Origin of the sequence: Coprococcus sp. RTP21281st1_F1_RTP21281_210402, from assembly GCF_040915325.1 — a bacterium.
Taxonomy (GTDB): domain Bacteria; phylum Bacillota; class Clostridia; order Lachnospirales; family Lachnospiraceae; genus Coprococcus; species Coprococcus aceti.
Map to the genome: position 1 here is coordinate 20,110 of NZ_JBCPDQ010000015.1, position 23,119 is coordinate 43,228.

A 23,119-nucleotide genomic window follows, 5' to 3' on the forward strand; every position below is an offset into this window, starting at 1 on the left:
CGACAGAAAAAATTAAGAGGACGGTATGACGATGATAAAGATAGGCGAATGGAATGATCTTATAGTAAAGAGAGAAAAGGAATTTGGTGTGTATCTTGGATGTGCGGATTCTGACAGTGAGGTGCTTCTTCCGAGAAAGCAGGTTCCGAATGGCATAAAGACAGGCGAGCACATCAACGTGTTCATATACAGGGATTCTGACGACAGACTCATTGCAACTGTGAATGTTCCATATATAACTATGGGTAAGATGGCTGTTCTCAGGTGTGTGGGAACTACCAAGATCGGTGCATTCATGGACTGGGGACTTGAAAAGGATATTCTGCTTCCGTTTAAGGAGCAGGTTGGCCCAGTGAGAGAGAACCATGAATATCTGGTCAGAATGTACACTGACAAATCGGACAGACTGTGTGTGTCCATGAAGGTTTATGAGTATCTGAGCAGCAATTCCCCATATAAGCAGGGAGATGCTATATCGGGAATAGTTATAGAGTACAGCTCCGAGTATGGTGCATTTGTCGCTGTGGACAACAAATATTCAGCACTTATCCCGAAGAAGGAGATACACAGTGCCATATATGCCGGCGACCACGTTGAGGGCAGGGTTGCGTCAGTCAGGGAAGACGGCAAGCTGAACCTCACCATGCAGAAGCCGATAAAGATGCAGATTAGGGAGAATGCAGAGATGATATTGAATATCATCGATTCATATAATGGAGTGCTCCCGTTCAATGACAAGGCAGATTCAAAGGTGATAGAGAAGGAATTTGGAATAAGCAAGAGAGCATTTAAGACGGCGGTTGGCAAGCTCCTCAAGGACGGTAAGATAAGGATCACAGAGAAGAACATTGAGATACTGTCCGAGGAAGAGCGGGCAGAGCTTGCGAAAAAAGGAACAACCAAAGCCGATGTTGTAAAGCGTGCAAAGCCTGAGACGAAGAAGCCGGTATCCAGACGGTCACCGGAGCCCGTGCCAGACAGAAAAGGCACTGTGAAATTCACCAGAAGCAATGGCGGAAGGCGCAACAACAGAAAGGCTCTCATGGCGGAGCTGAGCGAGATGGATGAGGAGTAATAGTTCATCATATATAATAGTAAAAAACAGGAGGAACAAAACATGAAGACAATAATAAGTACACCAAAGGCACCAGCGGCAATAGGACCATATTCACAGGCGGTTCTCGTGAATGGAATGCTTTTTACATCAGGAGTTATACCTATCGATCCTGAGACAAATACACTGGTTGAGGGAGATGTCACTGTACAGGCAAGACAGGCGATCGGCAATCTCAAGAATCTCATAGAGGCATCAGGCTCATCTATGGATAAGGTAGTGAAGACAACAGTATTTATCAAGGATATGAATGATTTTGGCAAGATAAATGATATTTACAAGGACTTCTTCACAAGCGATTTCCCTGCACGTTCATGCGTGGAGGTTGCAAGACTCCCTAAGGATGTGCTTATAGAGATAGAAGCCATCGCTACAGTAGAGTAAGCGTATGAGACAGGACAATGTTCAGAGAAAGGTACACGGAGCGTCATGGTTTTTCCTGTCGCTGATATGTGTGTATCTGTGTGTTGTTATGATCCTGTGGAAGACGAATATCGGCTCACATATAACCATGGTTCAGAATCTGATCCTGAGCCAGAGCATGATATTCGTGCCGACGATCATATATATTCTTATAAGCAAATGTGATCTGCGCGAAACGCTCAGACTGAAAAAGACGCACTGGCTGGCGATAATCATCGTTCCGGCATTCGTCGTGGCTCTTGAGCCTCTTATGACACTCATAAATGCCATAAGTCTTCTGTGGGTGGAGAGTGCCACTACCGAGCTTGCAACAGGTCTTGTGTCGAATCATAAGCTGTGGGTGTCAACACTTCTCATGGCGGTCACTCCGGGAATCGTGGAGGAGCTTGCCTACAGAGGCGTCATAATGGGAAGCTACAGATATGGCAGCAGACTGGCGGCTATAATCATAGGAGGAATAATGTTCGGAGCCATGCACATGAATTTCAATCAGATGGCATATGCGATGGTTCTGGGAATGATGTTGGGATTTCTTGCCGAGGCGACAGGAAGTATATTTACGACCATGTATGCCCATTTCTGCTTTAATGAGATATCCGTCATCATCAGCTATATAGCATCACATGTCAGCGTGCTAAAGCAGATGGTGGAGAAACAGGCTTCTGAGGGAATAGCAGCAGATCAGCTCAAGCAGACGATATTGATATATATTCCATTTGCATTTATGGGATTGTGTGCGGCTGCGGCGATGATAGTGTTGTTGGCGTACCTGAATGGAAGGCATATGGATATGCTGGCGATGTTCAGAAGAAACAGGAACGCTGAGGTCAAGAGACCGAGGATCATATCTGTGCCGCTTGTTCTGGCACTGTGCGTATGCATAGGATTTATGATAATAACAGAATTTGTTTTATGATATGTAATACAATGCCTGCACTTTTATAGGTGCGGGCATTTGCATATTAATGCCGTTAATCCCTGTTGAGTAACCAGTAGAAGGAGATGGCATACAGTCCGGCAACACCCACCAGAGTATAGATTATTCTGGAAAATGCAGTTCCGGCACCGAAGATGCCGTCCACTATGTTGTAGCTGAACAGTCCTATAATGCCCCATACGATAGCACCGATTATGGTCAGTGTGAGACATATGCAATTTAATGTTTTCATTTTTGACCTCCAATATGATCGCGCCAAATGCGGCGTTTCAGTATGATGTAATTGTGTGCAGTTATCATTTGAAATATTCATGAGATTCAGGTGACTTGACACAAAAAAGTAAGTGTAGTAAATTTACATATGAATACTTGTTCAAATGGAACACGTGAGTTGCTTGTTTGGGAGCAGAAAGGACCATAGATATGGCAGAAGATAAAAATATTTTTTTTGACAGTTATGAACTGGAACAGGCGGATCTCGCAGATCTGGCAGACCTGTTCAAGGTGTTTGGCGATGCGACACGTATATCCATCATGTTCGCCCTGCTTAAGCAGGAACTGAGTGTCGGAGACATCGCAGAGCGTCTGGAGATGAATGCATCGGCTATTTCACACCAGCTCAGGGTGCTGAAGCAGGCCAAATTGATAAAAAGCAGAAGAGAGGGCAAGAATATAATATATTCCCTGGCCGATGAGCACGTTGTGACCATCATCAAACAGGGTGTTGACCATATACTTGAATAGAATATACGAGAGGTAGAATATGAAGGTAGAATCACTTATATTTGACATGGATGGAACTCTGTGGGACAGCGCGGCAAATGTTGCTGCGTCCTGGAGTGAAGTCCTCGAAAGACAGGCTGATGTGGACATGAAGGTGACAGAGGCCGATATCAAATCTGTTATGGGTATGCCTATGGATGCCATTGCCGACAAGCTGTTCGGAGCGTATTCGGAGGACAGAATGACTCAGCTTATGGATGCCTGCGGAGACTATGAGAACGAGTATCTCCGTGAACATGGCGGCGTTCTGTACGATGGTGTAGAGGATACCATTGCGAAGCTTTCGGGATCACACAGGCTGTTTATAGTCAGCAACTGCCAGAGTGGATATATAGAGGCATTTCTTGATTATTACGGGTTTGGAAAGTATTTTAAGGATATACTCTGCTGGGGAGATACAAAGGTATCAAAGGGCGAGAGTATAAAGATACTCATGGAGAAGAATGGAATAGAGGATGCTGCATATGTCGGCGACATCCAGGGAGACTGCGACAGTGCCAGATTTGCCGGGATAAAGTTTATTCACGCGGCATACGGGTTTGGCAGTGTGAAGGATAAGGATGCGGAGATCCATACATTTGCGGAACTTCTTGACGTGGTGGAGTGATCCGGAAGGTCATTTACAGACCTGCTATAAAACATAATAAACAGAAAAACAGGGAGTATATCATCAGTTGATATACTCCCTGTCTCTATATATTATTTATCCATATGCTCAAGTGCAGCTGCTACAAATCCTTTGAAAAGAGGATGTGGCTTGTTTGGTCTTGATTTGAATTCCGGATGTGCCTGTGTTCCGATGAACCAAGGATGCTCAGGAATCTCGATCATCTCGACGATATGTCCGTCAGGTGACAGTCCGACAAGCTCCATTCCGTTGTCAGTCAGAGCCTGACGATAGTCATTGTTGACCTCGTATCTGTGTCTGTGACGCTCGTGGATATATTCTGTACCGTATAACTGGTATGACTTTGAATCCTTTGCAAGCACACAAGGATATGAACCAAGTCTGAGGGTACCGCCAAGATCGGTTACATCGTGCTGGTTTGGCATGATGTGGATTACCTGGTGGAATGAGTTTGGATTGAACTCAGAGCTGTGGGCGTCTGAATATCCAAGTACATTTCTTGCAAATTCAACTATCGTGAGCTGCATTCCGAGACACAGTCCAAGGTAAGGAACCTTGTGTGTTCTGGCGTAATTGATAGAAGTGATCATTCCCTCTATACCTCTGTCGCCAAAGCCGCCCGGAACAAGGATTCCGTCTATATCGCCGAGGATCTCAGCGACATTCTCCTCTGTTACAAGCTCGGAGTCAACCCACTTGATCTCAACCTCTGCCTTGTTGGCAACGCCGGCATGCTTCAATGCCTCAACTACTGAGATATAGGCATCGTGAAGTGATACGTACTTTCCGACCAGAGCAACTCTTACATTCTTCTCAGGATGCTTCCATGCATCTATCATGCTTGTCCACTCGAGCCATGCCTGTTCTGCAGGTGGAGGACATTCCATATCCAGGCACTCACATACTACATCGGCAAGGTGCTCCTTCTCCATGGCAAGTGGAACCTCATACAGAACATCCACGTCAAGATTCTGTATAACGTTTCTGCTCGGCACGTTACAGAACAGTGCGATCTTATCCTTGATGCCCTGATCAAGAGGAAGATCGGAACGACATACGAGGATATCGGGCTGAATACCCATTCCCTGAAGATTCTTAACGCTCGCCTGGGTAGGCTTGGTCTTGATCTCACCTGAAGCCTTCAGATAAGGGATAAGAGTTACATGGATCATGATGCAGTTCTTAGGACCGACCTCATGCTGGAACTGTCTGATAGCCTCAAGGAATGGCTGGCTTTCGATATCTCCAACGGTTCCGCCGATCTCGATTATCGCTACCTCAGTATCCTTTGCATCGGGATTTCTGTAGAATCTGTCTTTTATCTCATTGGTGATATGTGGCACTACCTGTACTGTGTGTCCTCCGAAATCACCATGGCGCTCCTTCTGAAGGATGCTCCAGTATACCTTTCCGGTTGTTACATTAGAATTCTTGTTGAGACTTTCGTCTATAAAACGCTCATAGTGACCGAGATCCAGATCTGTTTCGGCGCCGTCGTCAGTGACAAAAACTTCGCCGTGCTGGATAGGGTTCATTGTTCCCGGATCAATATTGATATAAGGGTCGAACTTCTGGCTTGTGACTTTATATCCTCTCATCTTGAGAAGACGTCCAAGAGAAGCAGCAGTAATACCCTTACCGAGTCCAGATACAACACCACCAGTGACAAACACATACTTGACTGCCATAATTATATCCTCCATTAATACTTCAAAAAACTACATTAACATATTATAAGCAAGCCATATCTAAAAGTCAATTGAGAAAAACAAGCTAAAAACAAATTAAACTTGGCAAAATAATGCTCTGGCTGTTGAAATGAACGTTTTAGGGTCAGATGACATGAAATAATGAAGCACACTGATGCGTGAAGGCTGTCGCACCTGTGCACGACATACATTATGTCGTTGCACTTGCGTGTATCGACATATACTAATATAATTATAAAAGAGTATGTAAATGTGGGGCGTGCGTCATGCTCACACATAACAAATACGGATTATAATGCATTTTCATGCTTGGGATTGGAATATACAGATTGATGAAAAAGATAACGTTTATACATATATCCGATGTGCTGCTCGGCGCGCTGCCTGACAGGGAGTGTGTATGGAGCGGCGAGAGGAAAAACGAAATATACATGACATTTGAGGCTGTGGTGGCACGTGCCGGGGAGCTTGACGTGGATTTTCTTCTGGTTGCAGGCAATCTGTTTGACCATCAGCCATCTGAGGAAGAGCTTGTATGGCTTGATGAGATATTTGGAAGCTTAAAGCATACAGTGGTCATATATGCTGCTGGATTTCAGGATAATCTGGGAAGTGATGCGCCGCTTCTTGACTATGGTTTCAAATCCCGTGTGTGTGTGATCGGAAGCCCTGGAATAAGACAGATTGGAGACAAACAGACTGGAGATATGGGGTACACAGCGGTCAGGGATGAGCAGGCGACCATGGCACTGGATCATATTCATTTTCCGGACAAGGACGTTGATATATACGGCGTGAGCTATTTTGACAGGAAGATGGATGCCAGGGTGGTGGATGATGCAGAACCGCAGGATGAAGCGGTATGTAATGTGCTGATCGCATGTGGGGGTGACCGGAGACGGATGCCGGTTGACTGGAACAGGCTGCGTGCCAGTGGATTTAATTACATTGCGTTTGGCGGCCGCCAGAAGTATCAGATGAAGATTCCGGGCAAGGCTTATTATTCTGGAAGTCCGGAGGCTGTGTCGAGAGAGTCAACAGGCGCACATGGATATATCTATGGGGAAATGTCTGACGGAGTGGTTTCGACTAAGTTTGTGCCTGCTGCGGTCAGAGAATATAAAAGAATTGATTATCCGGTGGATAACGATACAAGGGACGGTGCTCTGACGGAGGCCATTCTGGGTATCCTGGAGCTTGAGGGACGTGACAATATATATTCCATATGCCTGAACCGTATGGCGGGCTGTGAGAAGAACTTCGATATATCATCCATGCTGAAGGATTACAGAATCCTGGCGGTGGAAGGTGAGAGATTTGAACGATCCGACTACAGTGAATACGCCAGAGCCAACAAAAATACAGAATTTGGCCGATTGCTCGATAAACTGAATGTTGCCGATCTTGAAAGCAGAGACGGAATAAAACTTGCGGTCGACATGATGATAGAGGTGTCGGGGCTGTATGCAAGATCGGGCAGAAAAATGGGCAGGGAGCTTTATCACGATACACTGAGACAGGTCAGACAGATACTCAGGATGAAATGTCAGACATACGAGGCGGACGCTGCGGTCAGGGAATATATGAGCCTGCAAAATGACTACGAGGTCAGCTCTGATGTTCTGGGTGAGCTTAACTCGGTATGGGCACAGGAGCGGAAAAGCGAACTTGAGATCACGACGCTCAGACGTCATCTGGAGGAGCTTCCTAAGGAGTACAGACGAAGCTGGATAAGGACTGGAGTAAGAACAGCACTTGTACCGCTCATGGTACTTGGAATATTGTCGATAGTTATAATGTATGCATTGGTCGCACGGGGTGATAATATTCTCCCGGACGGACGACTTGTGTATGCGATGCTCTTTGCTGTCGGAGCTGCGGGACTTGCATACTATATTGGATATGCGTTGTCAAAATACTGGGGACTCAGGAAGAAGAGTGGAAGAAAGAGATTGACAGCGGAGCTTGAGGAAAGCAGGGCGGAACTTGATAAGCTCTGTGCACAGCGGGATGAGATACACAGCCGCAGAACCGGGCTGCAAAGCCTTGACGGACGAAGAAGAGATATATACGAAAAACTCACACACCGGGAGAAGCTTCTTGATGAAAAGCTTCAGGAGATCCGGGTTATGAGATGTGCGATAGATGAACTGGATGGACTTTCATCATGACAGATGGGTCTGTTCAGCTTTTACTATGTGTTTTTCATTGTGAAATGTCATTATGGCAACAACCTGTATGGATCCAAGAATCAGGAGAAAACCGATCAGATCCATACGGGTGAACTGGGTTCCCAGAAAGATCCACGTCAGCAGGGCACTTGACACGGGCTCGACTGTGACAAAAAGACTCGCCTTCACGCTTCCGAGGATGCTGATGCCGAGACTGTATATTGTAAATGGGATGAGGGAGCCCACAATGGCTACCGCAAGTGAGGCTGCAATTATCCTTCCATCCATGTGAGGCAGTGAGAATGTTTTCGTGACCAGCGCAAGGAAAATGGAGGCTATGAGTGATGACCAGCCTATGATATTTACCAGACCATATTCATTGTAGAGCTTCTGAGGATAAAGGCAGTATATAGTGAAACATACCGCTGAGGTGAGTCCCCATATGAGCGCCGGCCTGGATATGGCAAGGGAATTCAGGCTGCCGTGTGTGGCGATCAGAAAGATACCTGCAAATGCACATACGACTGAGGCGGCTTCATATATATGAGGTCTCTTGTGCATGAATATTGTTGTGTACAACAGCAGCATGATTATGTATGTGAACTGGATCACTGTGCCGGTTGCGGCGTTGGAATGTTCGATGGAAGCGAAGTATGTGAACTGCACGCCCATGACACCTGAGAGTGCAAAGAACAGCATAGATATGACACTTTTAGGCTTTGACCATATGGTCAAAGCCCTTTTATCTCCCTTTACGGCGGCGATGACAAGCAGTACGACACCGGATATAAACTGTCTGATTATGGAAAGCTGTGTGGCATTTACATCTGACGACTGGAACACGTATTGTCCAAGGACTCCGCTTATGCCCCACATGATTCCGCATGACAGAACCAGTATGATTCCGAATCTCTGTGAGTGGTTGATCTGTTTTTCTGACATAACACCGCCTCTTCTCTTGTTAAAAGTGACATCATTTTACCACCGATATTTCTAATTTTCAATTATTCTTTAAACAAGGTGCCTTGGTGTCAAATGAAGGGTTGAATGCATAGAAATTCTTGTGATCGAGGGTATCTTTTACAGCCTCAAGGCATTCGCCAAATCTCTGGAAGTGCACGACCTCCCTCTCGCGCAGGAATTTGATAGGCTCATATACGTCCGGGTGATCCTTGCACAGTCTGAGAATGTTGTCGTAGGTCGACCTGGCTTTCTGCTCAGCGGCCATATCCTCAAAAAGATCTGTTATCGCGTCGCCCTTGCACTGGAATTCGCAGGCGTTAAATGGAATTCCTCCTGCCGCCTGGGGCCAGATGCCGATGGTGTGGTCGATATAATATTTGTCAAAGCCCGATGCCTTGATCTCCTCGATGCTCAGATCCCTTGTGAGCTGGTAAATGATGGTCGCAACCATCTCGAGATGGGCAAGTTCCTCGGTTCCGATGTCGGTCAGAGCCGCCTTGACCTTCTTGTCAGGCATGGAATATCTCTGCGACAGGTATCTCATCGAGGCACTCATTTCACCGTCCGGACCGCCGTATTGACTGATTATGTCCTGAGCCAGCTTTGCGTTGGTTTCCTTTATATTTATAGGAAATTGTAATCTTTTCTCATAAACCCACATTAGCAGTTACACTCTCCTTCCCATGGCCAAGGGTCATTGACCCAGTTGAAATAGTTGTTGTCAGTGACCTGATATTTGTTCAGCGGCCCATACATGTTCACGTAATCATTTATAGCCTGGGTGCGCATGCTCTGATAGTTGTCATAGCTCGAAAGTGCCTTGGTGCAGTCGGGATGAAGGTCGAGATAGAGCGCAATATCGTCAAGTGCAAAAGAGACCTCTGTGATAAAGCGCAGAAGCTGTTTTTTGTTCATTTTATTCATGGCTATTTCCCCCTTACCCCGCAGAATATCAGATTGAGATCCTTGAACATGGTGCCCTCCATCAGTCCGCATTTTGCATCGTACAGATTTTCAAAGAGCTGTTCAGGGATATAAGCCATTCCGAGCGGCCTGTCGGTTCTCACTGAAGTGGCAGTGCCGGAGTCACAGGAGCGTGGCTTGGAGCCGGATGAGGCGGTGTATTTAACAGAGGTTCCCTGGTTATAGTAGCATCGATTCTGGCCGTTACGGCAGCAGTTTCTGTTTTGTTCCACTATAAAAGCCTCCATACATAAGTTTTCTCTGTATAAACTATGCTGGAGGCTTAAATATGTTACTGTATTTTGTCGTGTGTTAAATACCCTTCATGGAGAGCTGTATGCGTTTCTTGGCGAGGTCTATGCCGATGACCTTTACCTGGACAATGTCGCCGACGCTCACCACGTCAAGAGGGTGCTTTATGAATTTGTCGGACATCTCTGAGATGTGGACAAGTCCGTCCTGATGAACACCTATATCCACAAATGCACCGAAGTCGATCACGTTTCTGACGGTTCCCTTGAGTATCATTCCCTCTGTCAGATCCTTCATCTCAAGGACATCTCCTCTGAGGATCGGCTTTGGCATCTCGTCACGGGGATCACGGGCAGGCTTTTCAAGCTCCTTTATGATGTCGTTGAGAGTTATCGTTCCTGTTCCCAGCTCCTCAGCTAGCTTTTTGATGTTGCCGGCGGCTTTTGAAAGATCCTTGAGCCTGCCGGATGCAATGTCATCGGTTGTGTAGCCGATGTGGCTCAGCAGGGCAGTGGCTATATCGTAACTCTCAGGATGTACAGATGTGGCATCCAGAGGATTTGAGCCGCCGCTTATCCTCATGAAACCTGCGCACTGTTCAAATGCCTTAGGTCCGAGCTTGGCAACCTTGAGGAGTTCCTTTCTGGTTTTGAAGCGTCCATTTGCCTCTCTGTAATCCACGATATTCTTGGCCAGCGTCTTGTTTATTCCGGAAATGTGCTCCATAAGTGGGGCAGAAGCGGTATTGAGGTCGACGCCGACTTTATTTACAGAATCCTCAACAACTGCGTCCAGGGCTTCTGTCAGCTTCTTCTGGTTCATATCGTGCTGATACTGACCGACTCCGATAGCCTTTGGATCGATCTTGACCAGCTCTGCCAGAGGATCCTGTACTCTCCTGGCGATGGAAGCCGCACTTCTCTGACCAACATCAAAATGAGGGAATTCCTCGGTTGCAAGCTTGCTGGCGGAGTAGACAGAAGCTCCTGCCTCGTTGGTTATCACGTACTGTACAGGTGTGTCAAGTTCACTGATGAGCTCGGCGATCACCATCTCTGACTCTCTGGATGCCGTACCATTTCCCACGGATATGAGAGTTATGCCGTACTTCTTTATAAGAGCATTCACAGTATTTTTAGCCTCTGCAACCTTCTTCTGAGGTGCCGTTGGGAATATGACAACGGTGTCGAGAACCTTTCCGGTCGGATCCACAACTGCGAGCTTACAGCCGGTTCTGAACGCCGGATCCCAGCCGAGCACGGTCTGTCCTGCGATAGGAGGCTGCATGAGGAGCTGCTGCAGATTCGATGCAAATACCTTGATGGCACCGTCCTCAGCGGTCTCTGTGAGGGCGTTTCTGATCTCCCTCTCGATGGCAGGGGCTATGAGCCTGTCGTAGCTGTCTGCGATCGCGTCTGAAAGTATCTGTTCGGTCTCAGGATTGTCTCTGACGATGATCTGTTTTTTCAGATATGATATTATGTCGTTGACCGGTGCCTCGATCTTTACTGTGATGAACTTTTCCTTTTCACCGCGGTTAACGGCGAGGGTTCTGTATCCGGTCATCTTGGATACAGGGGTGGAGAAGTCGTAGTACATCTCGTATACGGATTCAGCCTCCGGGTCCTTTGCTGTTGTTCTCAGCACACCGTGTCTGGTGGTGAGGTCTCTTATGTGAGTCCTGTAATCGGCGGTGTCAGATATATTTTCAGCGATTATGTCCATTGCGCCTGCGATGGCTTCGCTGGTGTCTGCAACGCCCTTCTCCTCAGACACATAAGCTTCAGCTTCCTTGACTATCGGAGTTCTGGTCATCTGCAGCATGATGATGTTTGCAAGCCCCTCCAGCCCTTTGTCCTTGGCGATGGTTGCCCTTGTCTTTCGCTTAGGCCTGTATGGTCTGTAGAGATCGTCGACCAGAACCATGGTCTCGGCCTTCTCAATGTCCGTCCTGAGCTGATCTGTAAGTTTTCCCTGCTCCTCTATACTTGCGATGACCTGAGCCTTTTTGTCCTCGAGATTTCTAAGGTATACAAGTCTTTCGTGAAGAAGACGAAGCTGTTCGTCGTTGAGGGAGCCGGTGGCTTCCTTTCTATATCTGGCAATGAATGGAATTGTGTTGCCCTCGTCGATGAGTTTTACCGCTGCTTCAACCTGGCTGTCACGACAGCCTATCTCCTGAGCAATTTTCTTGATTATGTCCATGTATATACTCCTTTTGTAAAGTGTGATGTGCAAAGTAAAAAATATTTCATTGTAAATGTAAAATTTAATAGAAGCACATTTGTTAAGTATATAAAAAATGGATAGATTATTCAAGGCTGCTATGTTATACTTTGTGTAGTTTGGGATGTACTGAAAGGGATAAGAAGATGGCTGACATGACACTGGGAAAAGGCGTTGATGATATGGTTGGACCGGATGTACAGGTTTCAGAACGCATACAGCAGGCTATGGATATGGCAAAAGCATTTCATGAAGGGCAGATGCGCCGGGGAAATGGCGGTATGAAGCCTTATTATGATGAGCATATACTTGGCGTATACAATATCCTGAGAGAAGAGTGCGGGATAACCGACGAGGATATCCTCATAACTGCACTCCTTCACGACACGGTTGAAGATACAGAATGTACACTTGACGATATAGAGAGTGCATTTGGCGCGGACATACGCGAACAGGTGAGACTTCTGACCAGGATACAGGGGGAACCGTTTTCCGTATATGCCAGGAGGTTATTTTCCCAGGGTTCGTACCAGACGGTGATCGTGAAGCTTGCGGACAGGCTTCACAATCTCAGAACGATAGTTTACATGCTTGATGTGAGGTGGATACAGAAGAAGATAAAGCAGTCGTATACAGACATTCTCAATCCCCTTCCCGAGGCTATGCGGAGAATAGACGGAAGATATAATGAACAGATATATATGCTCGCAGATAAGATAGAAGAGCAGATACTGGAAGTGCAGAGAGCACTGAACCTGAAACATTCATGATAGGTTGTATCATGGATGAAGCCGGGACAGTGCTCTTTGTTTTTATTATACTGTCTAATAGAAAATTTTTGTCTCGTCGATGATCGTATATACGTTGTCTGAGTAGTCAAGCATTATCACGTTGCAGTTCTGCTGCAGCCCGCCTGACCAGAACTCCTCGAGCGGATGCTTTTTTACATGCATCATCATTGCTTTGTTTATCGCACCGTGGGCAACGATCATGATCCTTGAATATTTTGAGGAGAGTGGCTCCACATACTCAGTCATGAATCTGGCCGCCCGCTGGCAGAGTTCCTCAAATGATTCACCGTTTCCAACCGGGTGATAGAGCTCAGGATGCTTGAAGAAATACTGAAAATCCTGATCTCCGTCTGCCAGAAGTTCTGACATATTCTGCCCTTCCCAGTCACCAAAGCACATTTCCTTTATGAGGTCATTCTTCACAATTGGAATGTCCCTGCCGCCGACAATGAGGCTGGCTGTTTCGTAAGCCCTCTTAAGCGGACTGGAAAACACCATATCAAAGTGTGTGTCTCTCAGATTTTCTCCTGTGATCCTGGCGAGCTCTCGTCCTTTGTCGCTGAGCTCAATGTCAGTCCGGCCCTGAAGCAGCTTCTTTTTATTCCATACGGTCTCACCGTGTCTTACAATATAAATCTCCATGTGTACAGTCCTCCAAAATCAAATGTCCTCGATCTGCCAGTCGATAGGCTCGACTCCGTTTGCAACCAGGAAATCGTTGGTCTTGCTGAACGGCTTGCTTCCCCAGAAGCCCCTGTATACAGACAGTGGACTTGGGTGTGCGGACTTCAGAATCAGGTGGTGTGGGTTGTTCAGAAATGCGGCCTTCTTCTGGGCGTATGCACCCCACAGGATGAACACGATAGGTCTGTCCTGCTCGTTCAGGATCCTGATCGCTGCATCGGTAAAATGTTCCCAGCCCTTTCCCTGATGGGAACCGGCTCTGTGAGCCTGAACGGTCAGCACGGCATTGAGCATGAGGACTCCCTGGTCGGCCCACTTCTCAAGATATCCGTTATTGGGGATCTTACATCCCAGATCATCGTGAAGCTCCTGATATATGTTGACGAGCGATGGTGGTATGGTGACACCTGGTTTCACACTGAAACTCAGACCGTGTGCCTGCCCTGGCTCATGATATGGATCCTGACCGATTATCACACATTTTACATGGGATAACGGCGTTGTGTGAAATGCGTTGAATATATCATCGGCTGGTGGGTAGACAGTTTCCGTTGCGTATGCCTGTCCCACAAAATCAAACAGCTTTTTATAGTAAGGTTTCTTATATTCAGGCTTAAGATATTCAGCCCAGTCATTTGTTATTGCTGGCATATTGATACTCCTTTTTGTATACAAATATAATGATCCGAAACACAGTTATTTTATCACGGGCGGGGGGCAAAGTAAAATAAACTAATTCAAGTTTTAAGTTGTAAGAAGCAATATCACATGATATACTTACCATATCTGAGAATTGATAAAGGCTTATAGAAAGGAGCATATGAGTATGGAGAAAGCATATAAGACTATGAAGCAGGTTGGAGCACTCAACATAGCACTTGGGGTTATAACGATAGTTACTGGTCTTGTAGTGGGTATACTGATGCTTACAGCAGGCGGAAGATCTCTCAAGAACAAGAGATTTATTGTCTGGTAGAACTGTTAATATATATAGGATTATAGCGAAAAGGGGTTGACATCTGACACTTGTATGTGTTAGAGTCAGCCTAGATAATGCGATGAAGAGGAGCAGTAGAATTCTGGAGATGTTCAGAGAACCGCCGGTTGGTGTGAGGCGGTGATCGATAGGGTTTGAACTCGCCTTGGAGCAGCCCGCTGAATGGCACGTCAGATGATCGTGTGAAGTAGGAAGGGACGGAGCCTGACCGTTACAGCAGGAGGGTATAAGACGGCGGTAAGTATATCGTTCATCTGTATCTGCGATGAGAGCATACATTATTGTATGAAATAGAGTGGTACCGCGTAACTTACGTCTCTATAGTGATTAGGAGATGTGAGTTTTTTTTTGCTTAAGTAGGAGGTTATATCAATGAAGAATTATCAGAATTACAAGCGTGGCTATTACATGCCGCCGGTACAGTGCACAGACTGGGTAAACAAGGAGTATATTGACAAAGCACCTATCTGGTGCAGCGTGGATCTGAGAGACGGTAATCAGGCCCTGATCGTACCTATGAGCCTTGATGAGAAGCTGGAATTTTTCAAGGAGCTTGTCAGGATCGGTTTCAAGGAGATAGAGATCGGATTCCCTGCAGCGTCCGAGACTGAGTACGAGTTCTGCCGAACACTTATAGAGCAGGATCTCATACCTGATGATGTCACGATACAGGTACTTACACAGGCAAGACCACATATCATAGAGAAGACATTTAAGGCTATAGAGGGTGCAAAGAACGTGATCGTACATCTGTACAATTCAACATCATTTGCCCAGAGACAGCAGGTGTTCAGAAAGTCAAAGGAAGAGATACTTAAGATAGCAGTGGATGGAGCAGAGCTGCTCAACAAGATGGCTGATGAGTACGGCGTTCCATATCGTTTTGAGTATTCACCGGAGAGCTTCACCGGAACAGAGGTTGACTATGCACTTGAGGTCTGCAACGCAGTTATCGATGTATGGAAGCCGACACCGGACAGAAAGGTTATAATCAACCTCCCTGCAACAGTCGAGATGTCACTTCCACATGTTTACGCAAGCCAGATAGAGTATATGAGCAAGAACCTCCACGACAGGGAGAATATTATCCTGTCACTTCATCCTCACAATGACAGAGGCTGTGGAGTGGCAGATGCAGAGCTTGGTATCCTTGCCGGCGCAGACAGAATAGAGGGAACATTATTTGGAAATGGTGAGAGAACAGGAAATGTGGACGTGATCACACTCTGCATGAACATGTTCACCCATGGAGTTGACCCTGAGATAGATCTCAGCGATATACCATCGCTCACAGAGATGTATGAGAGAGTTACAGGAATGAAGGTTTACGAGCGTTCACCATATACAGGAAAGCTTGTATTTGCCGCATTCTCAGGCTCACATCAGGATGCCATTGCCAAGGGAATGAAGTTCAGAAAAGAGCAAGGTGACGGAATGTGGACCTGTCCATATCTGCCGCTTAACCCTGAGGATATCGGAAGAAAGTATGATGGCGATGTTATTAGAATAAACAGCCAGTCAGGAAAGGGTGGAATTGGATTCATCCTCCAGACAAAGTACGGCTTTGACCTTCCTGCAAAGTTCAGAGAGGATCTGGGCTACACAGTAAAGGATGTGTCAGACAAGGAGCACAAGGAGCTCAGTCCAAAGGAAGTATTGGATATATTCCAGAATACATATGTCAATATAGATGGCCCTATCAAGATGCTTGAGAATCACTTCGTACAGGGAGATGGAATATCCACAGAAATAACTATTCTGAAGAACGGTGTGAAGAAGGTTTACCACGGCAAGGGAAATGGACGTCTGGATGCCGTGAGCAACGCTATAAAGAAGCACTTTGACATACAGTTCAAGGTCGTATGCTACGAGGAGCATTCACTCCAGAGTGGCTCAAACTCACAGGCAGTTGCCTATGTCGGAGTCGAGACTGTCGATGGTAAGGTTACATGGGGCGCAGGAATAAAGAACGATATCATAGACGCATCTGTACATGCACTCGTGAGCGCCGTCAACAGAACGGGAGATCTCAATTAGATATTAAATTAGGGATTAAGATATATTGAATTACATTAAAATACCCGGATGTGCAGGCGAAATGCTTACATATCCGGGTGTTTTTTATGATTCGCTGGTCTTAAGTTTCTTATAGCAGTAACCGATGATATCCTTTCGTGTAACTATGCCGATGAACTTGTTCTGATCGTCAACCACCGGAACAAAATTCTGGACCATGGCTCTGGCTATGAGATCCTCCATGTTGGAACTGATGGATACGGAGGCGTACTCGAATTTCTTTGGAATATCATTGAGGAAGATGCTCTCTGCGGTTTTGAGCGCGTTCATCGAATTGCGCTTGCAGTACCAGAGAATGTCGCCCTCAGTTATGGTGCCGACATATTCACCGGTGTTGGATAGTATCGGTATTGCAGAATATCTGTGTATCTCCATCTTCTCAAGTATCTGTCTGAGTGAAAAACTGTCCTCAATATATGCTACATCGCTCTTAGGTGTAAGAAAAAATAAAATGTTCATGCCGCTTCTCCTTGTCATATATAATTTGTAATTTTACAGCCCCATTCTGTAAATGATAAATACCATAAATATTGCTTATCGCCCATATGTAATAATTATAAAATATAATCAGTATGAGTTCAATTAAATTACTGTGAAATAATAGTGACCGGGTGCATGATAAGAAAGTATTTTCAGAATATAATCCGAAATGTGTCAGATATGTCAGAAATTGCAAAATTATGTTGTTAATTAGTAGGCGATTTGATATTATAAACTTGATATGCACTATTATAAGAGACATAAGGAGGACTGTATGGGATCGGAGAATGTTTTCCAGGAGAATCAGGAATATCTTATAAAGGCAAGGGAGCTGGTGGTGGCTATCGATGATGTGCAGGACAACCTTGAACAGGCGAGAACGGCACAGAGAAAGACCAGCAGGAGTATCTCACAGGAGGAAAAGGGCCTTTCTGATGAGATCAGTTCAACCTTGAAAAACAGAAAGAATGAGATAGAGGATGGATACGACCAGCAACTTTCGGCGAACGGAGCCAAGATAAGGCAGCTTCAGTCAAAAAAAGATAAGAAGAAGACGGAGCGTATGGGCAACCGAATAGAGAGCGAGACGGCCTCTCTCAACGAGAGCAACAGACAGTTCAGACTCAAGGCAAAGGAGCTGTTTAAGCAGAACAATGTATCGGGCTTCTGCAATACGGGCTTCTTCTACTGTATGTTCGCTCCGTGCGGAGCAGGCGACGTGTTTAAGCTTATACTGCTTATACTCCTGTTCTGCGGATGTATACCGGCGATTGTATGCGTGGCGCTTTCATACACCATATACCAGACCGGAGTTCACACTTTGACGTATATGGTGATCAGTCAGGCGATCGTCATAGCAGAATTTATCATATATTTCATAGTGTTCAATCTTGCCAAGGTAAAGAATCTTGAGATCGTCAATGAGGGCAGGCGGATAAGAAACAAGGTTCGCGCCAACAACAAGCAGATAAGGATCATCAGAAACTCGATAACAAGAGACAAGGATGAGAGTGTATATAATCTTGGCAAATATGATGAAAAGCTCAGCGAGCTTGAGGCGGAGCGCGAGGATATAAGCAATCGCAAGCTTGAGGCGATAAAAGTATTTGAGAATGATACAAAACAGGTTATAACTGATGATATAACAGGAAGACGGCAGCCGAAGATCGACGCACTTAAGGCGGATCTGAAGCAGCTCGAGGAAAAGATCAATGCCATGGAGTCACAGCTTGCTGATATGCAGAGTCATCTGACTGACAGCTATGTCACATTCCTTGGCAAAGATCTGCTCACAGAAGAGAAACTCTCTGATCTTATATCGATCATGGAGGAGGGCACGGCAAGCACAGTGTCAGGCGCCATAGAGGTTTATAAGGGAGAGAGCTAGTCAGTGTGTCGATGATGACAGTATGGCGTCAGAGATGAAGCATGCCATACTGCTGACGGTATACAGCCTGGTGCTCTGAAGAAGACTCATACCTGGCTTCCCAGACAGATTTACAATCCCGGTGATGGAGATATCTCCTATCGCCGGGAGTTTTTTATTTACACCGATTCCGGGGTACAGGGGGGCGTTAGAGAGCGTGATCATACCTACATCTGAAGGACGTCCAAGGGATGCGTCGACGGCGATGATGGCGGGGGAGACAAAATGGTCGTATATATGGTGTATGGTATCGCGCAGATTGAGGGCGTGGACCGGAGCTTTTAACGTTCCGTACACTTTGAAAGGACAGTTGTGCTCTGTCAGAAAGCTGCCTGTCAGAGGGCCGAGAGCATCACCGGTAGCGCGGTCGGTTCCTATGCATAAAACCACGGTGCTGTCAGAAGGCTGCCCGCTGTCTGCCAGAAAATCCGATATTCTGGTTGAAAGCGCACGGCAGGCAAGAATGTCATTTGGATTAAAATATTCTGTTTGTCGCTGCTTCTTTTTTATCATATCAATACCCTGCCTGTGTTTTATAGTATAGAGTATTTCCAAGATTATCAAAGTTTACACAATAGATTCATAAAGCGCTCATTTACGTGATCCTGTAGATATAGGTCGTAATAGGCTGGAATATAGGGCGCAGTTACACACATCAAATGACATGATTTCCTAAAAAAGCGTCTTGTCAACATGGTATTATTCATGCATCGTTGGCGGAGCTGTAAGGGCTGATGCTTAAGAGTATAGGAGGTCGGGTGAATGATAGAGATAGTATATGATGAAGCAAATGAGATGATGAGGTCAAGCGACAGGGTGAAATATGAGCTGCCCAAGAATATACGACAGGTGGGAAATGCCCCAGGAAATTACAAGATATATGTAGAAGACTATGTCATGACATATCTGAGGAGAATTGCATCGCCGGGCAATATGAACTGCCGTGGAGCCATACTTCTCGGAAAAGTATATGATGAAAATGGCACAAAGGTGATATTTGTCAGCGGCGCAGTGGATGCACAGAATCTTGAATTTGACATATCCATGATAAAATTTGGTGACAGCGAGTGGAGCGGGATATATGCGGAGATAAACAAATACTTCGATGACCTATCGATCGTGGGATGGTTCCTGTCCAGAATGGGTTTCTCTGCAGAGATAAACGATCAGATGAAAAGGCTGCACCGCGATAATTTCCCGGGTGAGGGAAAGATCCTGTTCCTTATGGATGCACTGGAGTGTGAGGAGGCATTTTATTATTACGATCACGGGACCTTTATGAGGGAAAAGGGATACTATATATATTATGTGAGAAATGAGAAAATGCAGAACTACATAATCAGCAGAAAGCGTGAGACTGCGGAATCTGCGACAGACAGTGTGGTAATAAAGGATAAGACGGTCGTTGAAAACTTCAGAGAGAGGGGGAAACAGACGGAGAACCGGAAGAAGAGGAGCTGGGGTACAACCGCGGCGTGCTTTGTTGCGGTATGTGCGGTGTCATTTGGAGCATTGTGGTACATATCCCCGGATACAGTGGGGCAGATAACGGACAGGCTGACAAAGGCAAAACACTCCGGTGAGGTTCAGGTGTTCATGAACAGTGCAGACACCATGGCCGGTGCTGAGGAAACAGTGGGAGGAGCTGCATCCGGAGATGCCTATACACAAAAAAATACGCCGGGATCACAGAACACGGAGGCAACTCAGAATGCGGAAGGTGTGCAGGATACAGAGATGGCACAGAAAGCAAATGGATCGCAGGATATATCAGCGGCGCAAGGAGCGGAGAATACAAGTGCTTCGGTGGAGGGAACTTCGGATGGCTCGGAATACACTTCGGACAGTGTTTCAGATGAAGCTGTAACATCAGAGATACCTTCTGTGCCGGAGAATACGGAGAGCATCTATGTGGTTGAACCGGGGGACACTCTTGTGAGTATATCGATAAAGATGTACGGAACGCAGGATGGCGCAGAGAGTATAGCGGCGGTAAATGGCCTGAAGATAGATGAACCTATATATGAGGGCCAGAAATTGGTTATTCCCTATACAGATTAAAAATGCTATAATTACCATGTTTTTTTATAGTGAATAAAGAACAGAAGGAATACGGATATGAAATTTTTAACAAAAAATAAAAAAACTGCGGATAAGGAAATTGCTGCGGGCAGAGACGATGAAAAACAGGAAGTTCAGAATCAGACAGAAGATGATATGGACGAGGAAAGCCTTGCAAATGGCAGGGATAATGTCATTGAAGTAAAACGTACCATGGGCAAAAAAGGCAAAATGCTCCTCGCTATCGCAGCAATTGTGGTTGTGCTAGGACTTGTCACTGCACTTTTGAGATATAATGCGATAAAGACATACACTCAGTATGATGTGGTGTCAGCGACGGAAACATCAGGTGACAATATAGCAGATTACACGGTGTTTGCGGGAAATGTGCTGAAGGTGACCAAGGACGGTGCATCTTACATAGATGAAAAAGGCGTGACAAAGTGGGATGTGAGCTATGCGATGAAGATGCCACACGCAGAGGTGTGCGGAAACTACGCGATAGTTGCGGATATGAACGGTAAAGATGTGTATGTGTTTAATGTTGACGGCGAAGTCAGCCGTCAGACTCTCGCTTACGACATCTCAAATGTTGATATTGCAGAGCAGGGAGTGTACACCCTTGTACTTGTGGGAGAAGACTGCAATTATATCAATGGATACGATAAGGACAGCAACACGATCTATGAGCTCAAGACCACGATAGATAAAAGTGGATACCCTATGGATATAGACATATCGAACGATGGACAGAAGCTGGTCACAAGTTATATGAAGATACAGGGCACAAAGGTACAGTCTGTGATAGCCATGTACAATTTTAGCTCGGTTGGACAGAATGAGAATGCTGATCGTATGATGGGAAGCTATACAGTGGATGATGCATTGTATCCTATCGTGAAATTTACAGATAATGACAATATTGCATGCTTTGGTAATAAAGATATAAGAACATACACTATGACGGAGAAACCGGAGGAGAGAGCTGTTATAGATCTCAGATCCAGGGAGATGCAGGGCGTATTCTATAATTCTTCCTGCGTGGGTTATATTGCTGTCTCGGATTCTGCCTCAAAGGCGAAATACAAAATATATATATATGACAACAAGGGTGCGCTGAAGGCTGAAGTGGACTACGACAATGCATTTGACAAAATATATGCAACTGAAGAGGAGATAATAGTCACGGGAGATATGGACTGCAGTATAATTAGGTTTAATGGAAGTATGAAATTTAATTATTCATTCACCAAGAATCTTGTAAATGTTGTGCCGGACTCAAACGAGGAGGAGTATGTGGTCATATTTGAAAATGAGACGCAGACTATTGCCCTCAAGGGCATGTAAGAGAAAGGAGAAGCGCATATGAATCTGATGTTGCTTGCGTCTGTGGCGGTTATTCTTCTGTGCGCCCTTATCGGATACAGGAGAGGTCTCATCAAAAGTGCGGTAAGTGCAGTGGGCATAGTAGGAGCGGTGATCCTGACAAATGTGCTGAATCCGTATGTAAACCAGTTCCTCTGTCAGCATACACCACTCAGAGACACCGTGAGGCAGAAGGTAGAGCAGAGCATAGGAGTGGAAGATATCAGTGAAAGTGTATCTGTCTATGAGAAAGAAGATTATCTGGAACATACAGAACTGCCGGAGATCGTGAAGAACTACATACGCAGTAACGGCGGAGACAAGATAAATGGAAAGGCGATCGGAGACTATGTGGCATATGTTGTGGATTATCTCACAGATATGGTCATGAACGGACTGTCTTATCTGTTAACCATATTTGTGGTGCTACTGCTCGTGCTGATAGCTCTTGCGTTATCGCATGTTCTGTCGGGTATCCCCGTGGTCGGTGGACTGGACAAAGCAGGAGGACTTGCTTTTGGCGTTGCACAGGCTGTGTTGTGTATATGGATCGCAATGGTTCTCATAACGTTTTTGTCAGCATTCTCAGTGGCTTCGCAGATGCTGGAAATGGTACACGACAGCAAGGCTCTCACATATCTGTACGATAAAAACATTTTTTTGAAAATAGTTATTGACATATTGGGAGATATTTAGTATAGTTTCACTTGCTGGTTGTGACCGGCACAAGTTAACATCGATTTTATTCTTCTGTCACTGGAATATGATGACAAAGAAAATGAAAAAAGTTGTTGACATACACACTTCGGTGTGGTAATATTTAGAAGTTGTCGCCGAAGAGGTCGGACATCAGCAACCGAAAAGGTCTTGAAAAAAAGATAAAAAAGTTGTTGACAAAGAACTTCAGATGTGATAGCATATAGAAGTTGTCGCTGAGAGGCGAAAATATAAAGAACCTTGAAAAATTAACAACATGACAACCCTGAAATTCCAAAAAAAGAATTTCAAGAACGTCGGATCAGAGATGATATCAAAGATCTAACAAACCAATAACAGTAAAGATGGTTAGG

24 protein-coding genes and 1 other annotated feature are annotated in these 23,119 nt (G+C 45.5%); of the genes, 13 read left to right on the top strand and 11 right to left on the bottom strand.

Features of this window, described 5'->3' with window-relative positions; translation table 11 throughout:
* Window positions 1-25: 25 nt before the first annotated feature.
* Genes AB5150_RS14925 through AB5150_RS14935 form a run of 3 tightly spaced genes read left to right on the top strand, consistent with a single transcriptional unit; the run spans window position 26 to window position 2,453 of the window.
* Window positions 26-1,075 (top strand): S1 RNA-binding domain-containing protein, encoded by a 1,050-nt coding sequence (locus AB5150_RS14925; protein WP_308936789.1) that lies wholly within the window; start codon window positions 26-28, stop codon window positions 1,073-1,075.
* 42 nt (window positions 1,076-1,117) lie between these two features.
* A complete protein-coding gene (locus AB5150_RS14930; RefSeq protein WP_015533429.1) occupies window positions 1,118-1,498 on the top strand; it encodes a RidA family protein in 381 nt (126 codons plus the stop codon).
* 4 nt (window positions 1,499-1,502) lie between these two features.
* Window positions 1,503-2,453, top strand: a complete 951-nt coding sequence (locus tag AB5150_RS14935; RefSeq protein WP_015533428.1) for a CPBP family intramembrane glutamic endopeptidase — start codon at window positions 1,503-1,505, stop codon at window positions 2,451-2,453.
* Between the two features lie 55 nt (window positions 2,454-2,508).
* On the opposite strand, the gene AB5150_RS14940 is transcribed toward AB5150_RS14935, so the two are convergent.
* Window positions 2,509-2,706 carry a DUF378 domain-containing protein gene (locus AB5150_RS14940; protein ID WP_015533427.1) on the bottom strand — a complete coding sequence of 66 codons (198 nt, stop codon included), beginning with the start codon at window positions 2,704-2,706 and terminating at the stop codon, window positions 2,509-2,511.
* 191 nt (window positions 2,707-2,897) lie between these two features.
* On the opposite strand from AB5150_RS14940, the gene AB5150_RS14945 reads away from it, so the two are divergent.
* Together AB5150_RS14945 and AB5150_RS14950 are read left to right on the top strand one after the other, a co-directional pair.
* A complete protein-coding gene (locus tag AB5150_RS14945; RefSeq protein ID WP_015533426.1) occupies window positions 2,898-3,218 on the top strand; it encodes a metalloregulator ArsR/SmtB family transcription factor in 321 nt (106 codons plus the stop codon).
* Between the two features lie 19 nt (window positions 3,219-3,237).
* On the top strand, window positions 3,238-3,864 hold the full coding sequence (locus AB5150_RS14950; protein WP_055224256.1) for an HAD family hydrolase: 627 nt from the start codon (window positions 3,238-3,240) through the stop codon (window positions 3,862-3,864).
* A gap of 92 nt (window positions 3,865-3,956) precedes the next feature.
* Here AB5150_RS14950 and AB5150_RS14955 read toward each other — a convergent pair whose 3' ends face one another.
* A complete protein-coding gene (locus AB5150_RS14955) occupies window positions 3,957-5,573 on the bottom strand; it encodes a CTP synthase (RefSeq protein WP_015533424.1) in 1,617 nt (538 codons plus the stop codon).
* Window positions 5,574-5,926: 353 nt separating this feature from the next.
* Between AB5150_RS14955 and AB5150_RS14960 the strand changes: the two genes are divergently transcribed.
* Entirely contained in the window at window positions 5,927-7,765 is a 1,839-nt protein-coding gene (locus tag AB5150_RS14960; RefSeq protein ID WP_117875352.1) for a hypothetical protein, read from the top strand.
* Here AB5150_RS14960 and AB5150_RS14965 read toward each other — a convergent pair.
* From AB5150_RS14965 to AB5150_RS14985, 5 genes are all read right to left on the bottom strand, one after another.
* Window positions 7,760-8,707, bottom strand: coding sequence for an EamA family transporter (locus AB5150_RS14965; RefSeq protein WP_349818807.1), 948 nt, complete (start codon window positions 8,705-8,707; stop codon window positions 7,760-7,762). The genes AB5150_RS14960 and AB5150_RS14965 overlap by 6 nt on opposite strands.
* Window positions 8,708-8,765: 58 nt before the next feature.
* Complete coding sequence (locus AB5150_RS14970) at window positions 8,766-9,389, bottom strand: manganese catalase family protein (protein WP_015533421.1); 624 nt, start codon at window positions 9,387-9,389, stop codon at window positions 8,766-8,768.
* Complete coding sequence (locus AB5150_RS14975; RefSeq protein ID WP_022216733.1) at window positions 9,389-9,652, bottom strand: spore coat protein CotJB; 264 nt, start codon at window positions 9,650-9,652, stop codon at window positions 9,389-9,391. Before AB5150_RS14975 ends, AB5150_RS14970 begins: the two co-directional genes overlap by 1 nt.
* Before the next feature lie 2 nt (window positions 9,653-9,654).
* Window positions 9,655-9,924: a spore coat associated protein CotJA gene (locus AB5150_RS14980; RefSeq protein WP_022216734.1), complete on the bottom strand. Its 270-nt coding sequence runs from the start codon at window positions 9,922-9,924 to the stop codon at window positions 9,655-9,657.
* Between the two features lie 79 nt (window positions 9,925-10,003).
* Window positions 10,004-12,148, bottom strand: a complete 2,145-nt coding sequence (locus tag AB5150_RS14985; RefSeq protein WP_238050900.1) for a Tex family protein — start codon at window positions 12,146-12,148, stop codon at window positions 10,004-10,006.
* Window positions 12,149-12,315: 167 nt separating this feature from the next.
* Between AB5150_RS14985 and AB5150_RS14990 the strand changes: the two genes are divergently transcribed.
* Window positions 12,316-12,939, top strand: a complete 624-nt coding sequence (locus AB5150_RS14990) for an HD domain-containing protein (RefSeq protein WP_349818806.1) — start codon at window positions 12,316-12,318, stop codon at window positions 12,937-12,939.
* 54 nt (window positions 12,940-12,993) lie between these two features.
* Here the strand turns inward: AB5150_RS14990 and AB5150_RS14995 are convergent, their stop codons facing one another.
* Together AB5150_RS14995 and AB5150_RS15000 are read right to left on the bottom strand one after the other, a co-directional pair.
* Window positions 12,994-13,602 (bottom strand): histidine phosphatase family protein, encoded by a 609-nt coding sequence (locus AB5150_RS14995; protein WP_368292137.1) that lies wholly within the window; start codon window positions 13,600-13,602, stop codon window positions 12,994-12,996.
* 18 nt (window positions 13,603-13,620) lie between these two features.
* Complete coding sequence (locus AB5150_RS15000) at window positions 13,621-14,295, bottom strand: uracil-DNA glycosylase (protein ID WP_015533416.1); 675 nt, start codon at window positions 14,293-14,295, stop codon at window positions 13,621-13,623.
* 175 nt (window positions 14,296-14,470) lie between these two features.
* Here AB5150_RS15000 and AB5150_RS15005 point away from each other — a divergent pair, with 175 nt between their 5' ends.
* Window positions 14,471-14,620, top strand: a complete 150-nt coding sequence (locus AB5150_RS15005) for a hypothetical protein (RefSeq protein ID WP_015533415.1) — start codon at window positions 14,471-14,473, stop codon at window positions 14,618-14,620.
* A gap of 73 nt (window positions 14,621-14,693) precedes the next feature.
* Window positions 14,694-14,964 (top strand) — a binding site (T-box leader).
* Between the two features lie 49 nt (window positions 14,965-15,013).
* A complete protein-coding gene (locus AB5150_RS15010; protein ID WP_368292138.1) occupies window positions 15,014-16,678 on the top strand; it encodes a 2-isopropylmalate synthase in 1,665 nt (554 codons plus the stop codon).
* Between the two features lie 84 nt (window positions 16,679-16,762).
* Here the strand turns inward: AB5150_RS15010 and AB5150_RS15015 are convergent, their stop codons facing one another.
* A complete protein-coding gene (locus AB5150_RS15015) occupies window positions 16,763-17,176 on the bottom strand; it encodes a CBS domain-containing protein (RefSeq protein ID WP_015533413.1) in 414 nt (137 codons plus the stop codon).
* A 295-nt stretch (window positions 17,177-17,471) separates the two neighbouring features.
* Between AB5150_RS15015 and AB5150_RS15020 the strand changes: the two genes are divergently transcribed.
* Complete coding sequence (locus tag AB5150_RS15020; RefSeq protein ID WP_368292139.1) at window positions 17,472-18,584, top strand: hypothetical protein; 1,113 nt, start codon at window positions 17,472-17,474, stop codon at window positions 18,582-18,584.
* Here AB5150_RS15020 and yyaC read toward each other — a convergent pair whose 3' ends face one another.
* Complete coding sequence (yyaC, locus tag AB5150_RS15025; RefSeq protein ID WP_368292140.1) at window positions 18,585-19,136, bottom strand: spore protease YyaC; 552 nt, start codon at window positions 19,134-19,136, stop codon at window positions 18,585-18,587.
* A gap of 249 nt (window positions 19,137-19,385) precedes the next feature.
* Between yyaC and AB5150_RS15030 the strand changes: the two genes are divergently transcribed.
* Genes AB5150_RS15030 through AB5150_RS15040 form a run of 3 tightly spaced genes read left to right on the top strand, consistent with a single transcriptional unit; the run spans window position 19,386 to window position 22,745 of the window.
* Window positions 19,386-20,684 (top strand): LysM peptidoglycan-binding domain-containing protein, encoded by a 1,299-nt coding sequence (locus AB5150_RS15030; protein ID WP_368292141.1) that lies wholly within the window; start codon window positions 19,386-19,388, stop codon window positions 20,682-20,684.
* Between the two features lie 57 nt (window positions 20,685-20,741).
* Window positions 20,742-22,031 carry a DUF5711 family protein gene (locus AB5150_RS15035; RefSeq protein WP_015533409.1) on the top strand — a complete coding sequence of 430 codons (1,290 nt, stop codon included), beginning with the start codon at window positions 20,742-20,744 and terminating at the stop codon, window positions 22,029-22,031.
* 18 nt (window positions 22,032-22,049) lie between these two features.
* Window positions 22,050-22,745: a CvpA family protein gene (locus tag AB5150_RS15040; RefSeq protein WP_055224240.1), complete on the top strand. Its 696-nt coding sequence runs from the start codon at window positions 22,050-22,052 to the stop codon at window positions 22,743-22,745.
* The last annotated feature ends 374 nt before the right edge of the window (window positions 22,746-23,119 follow it).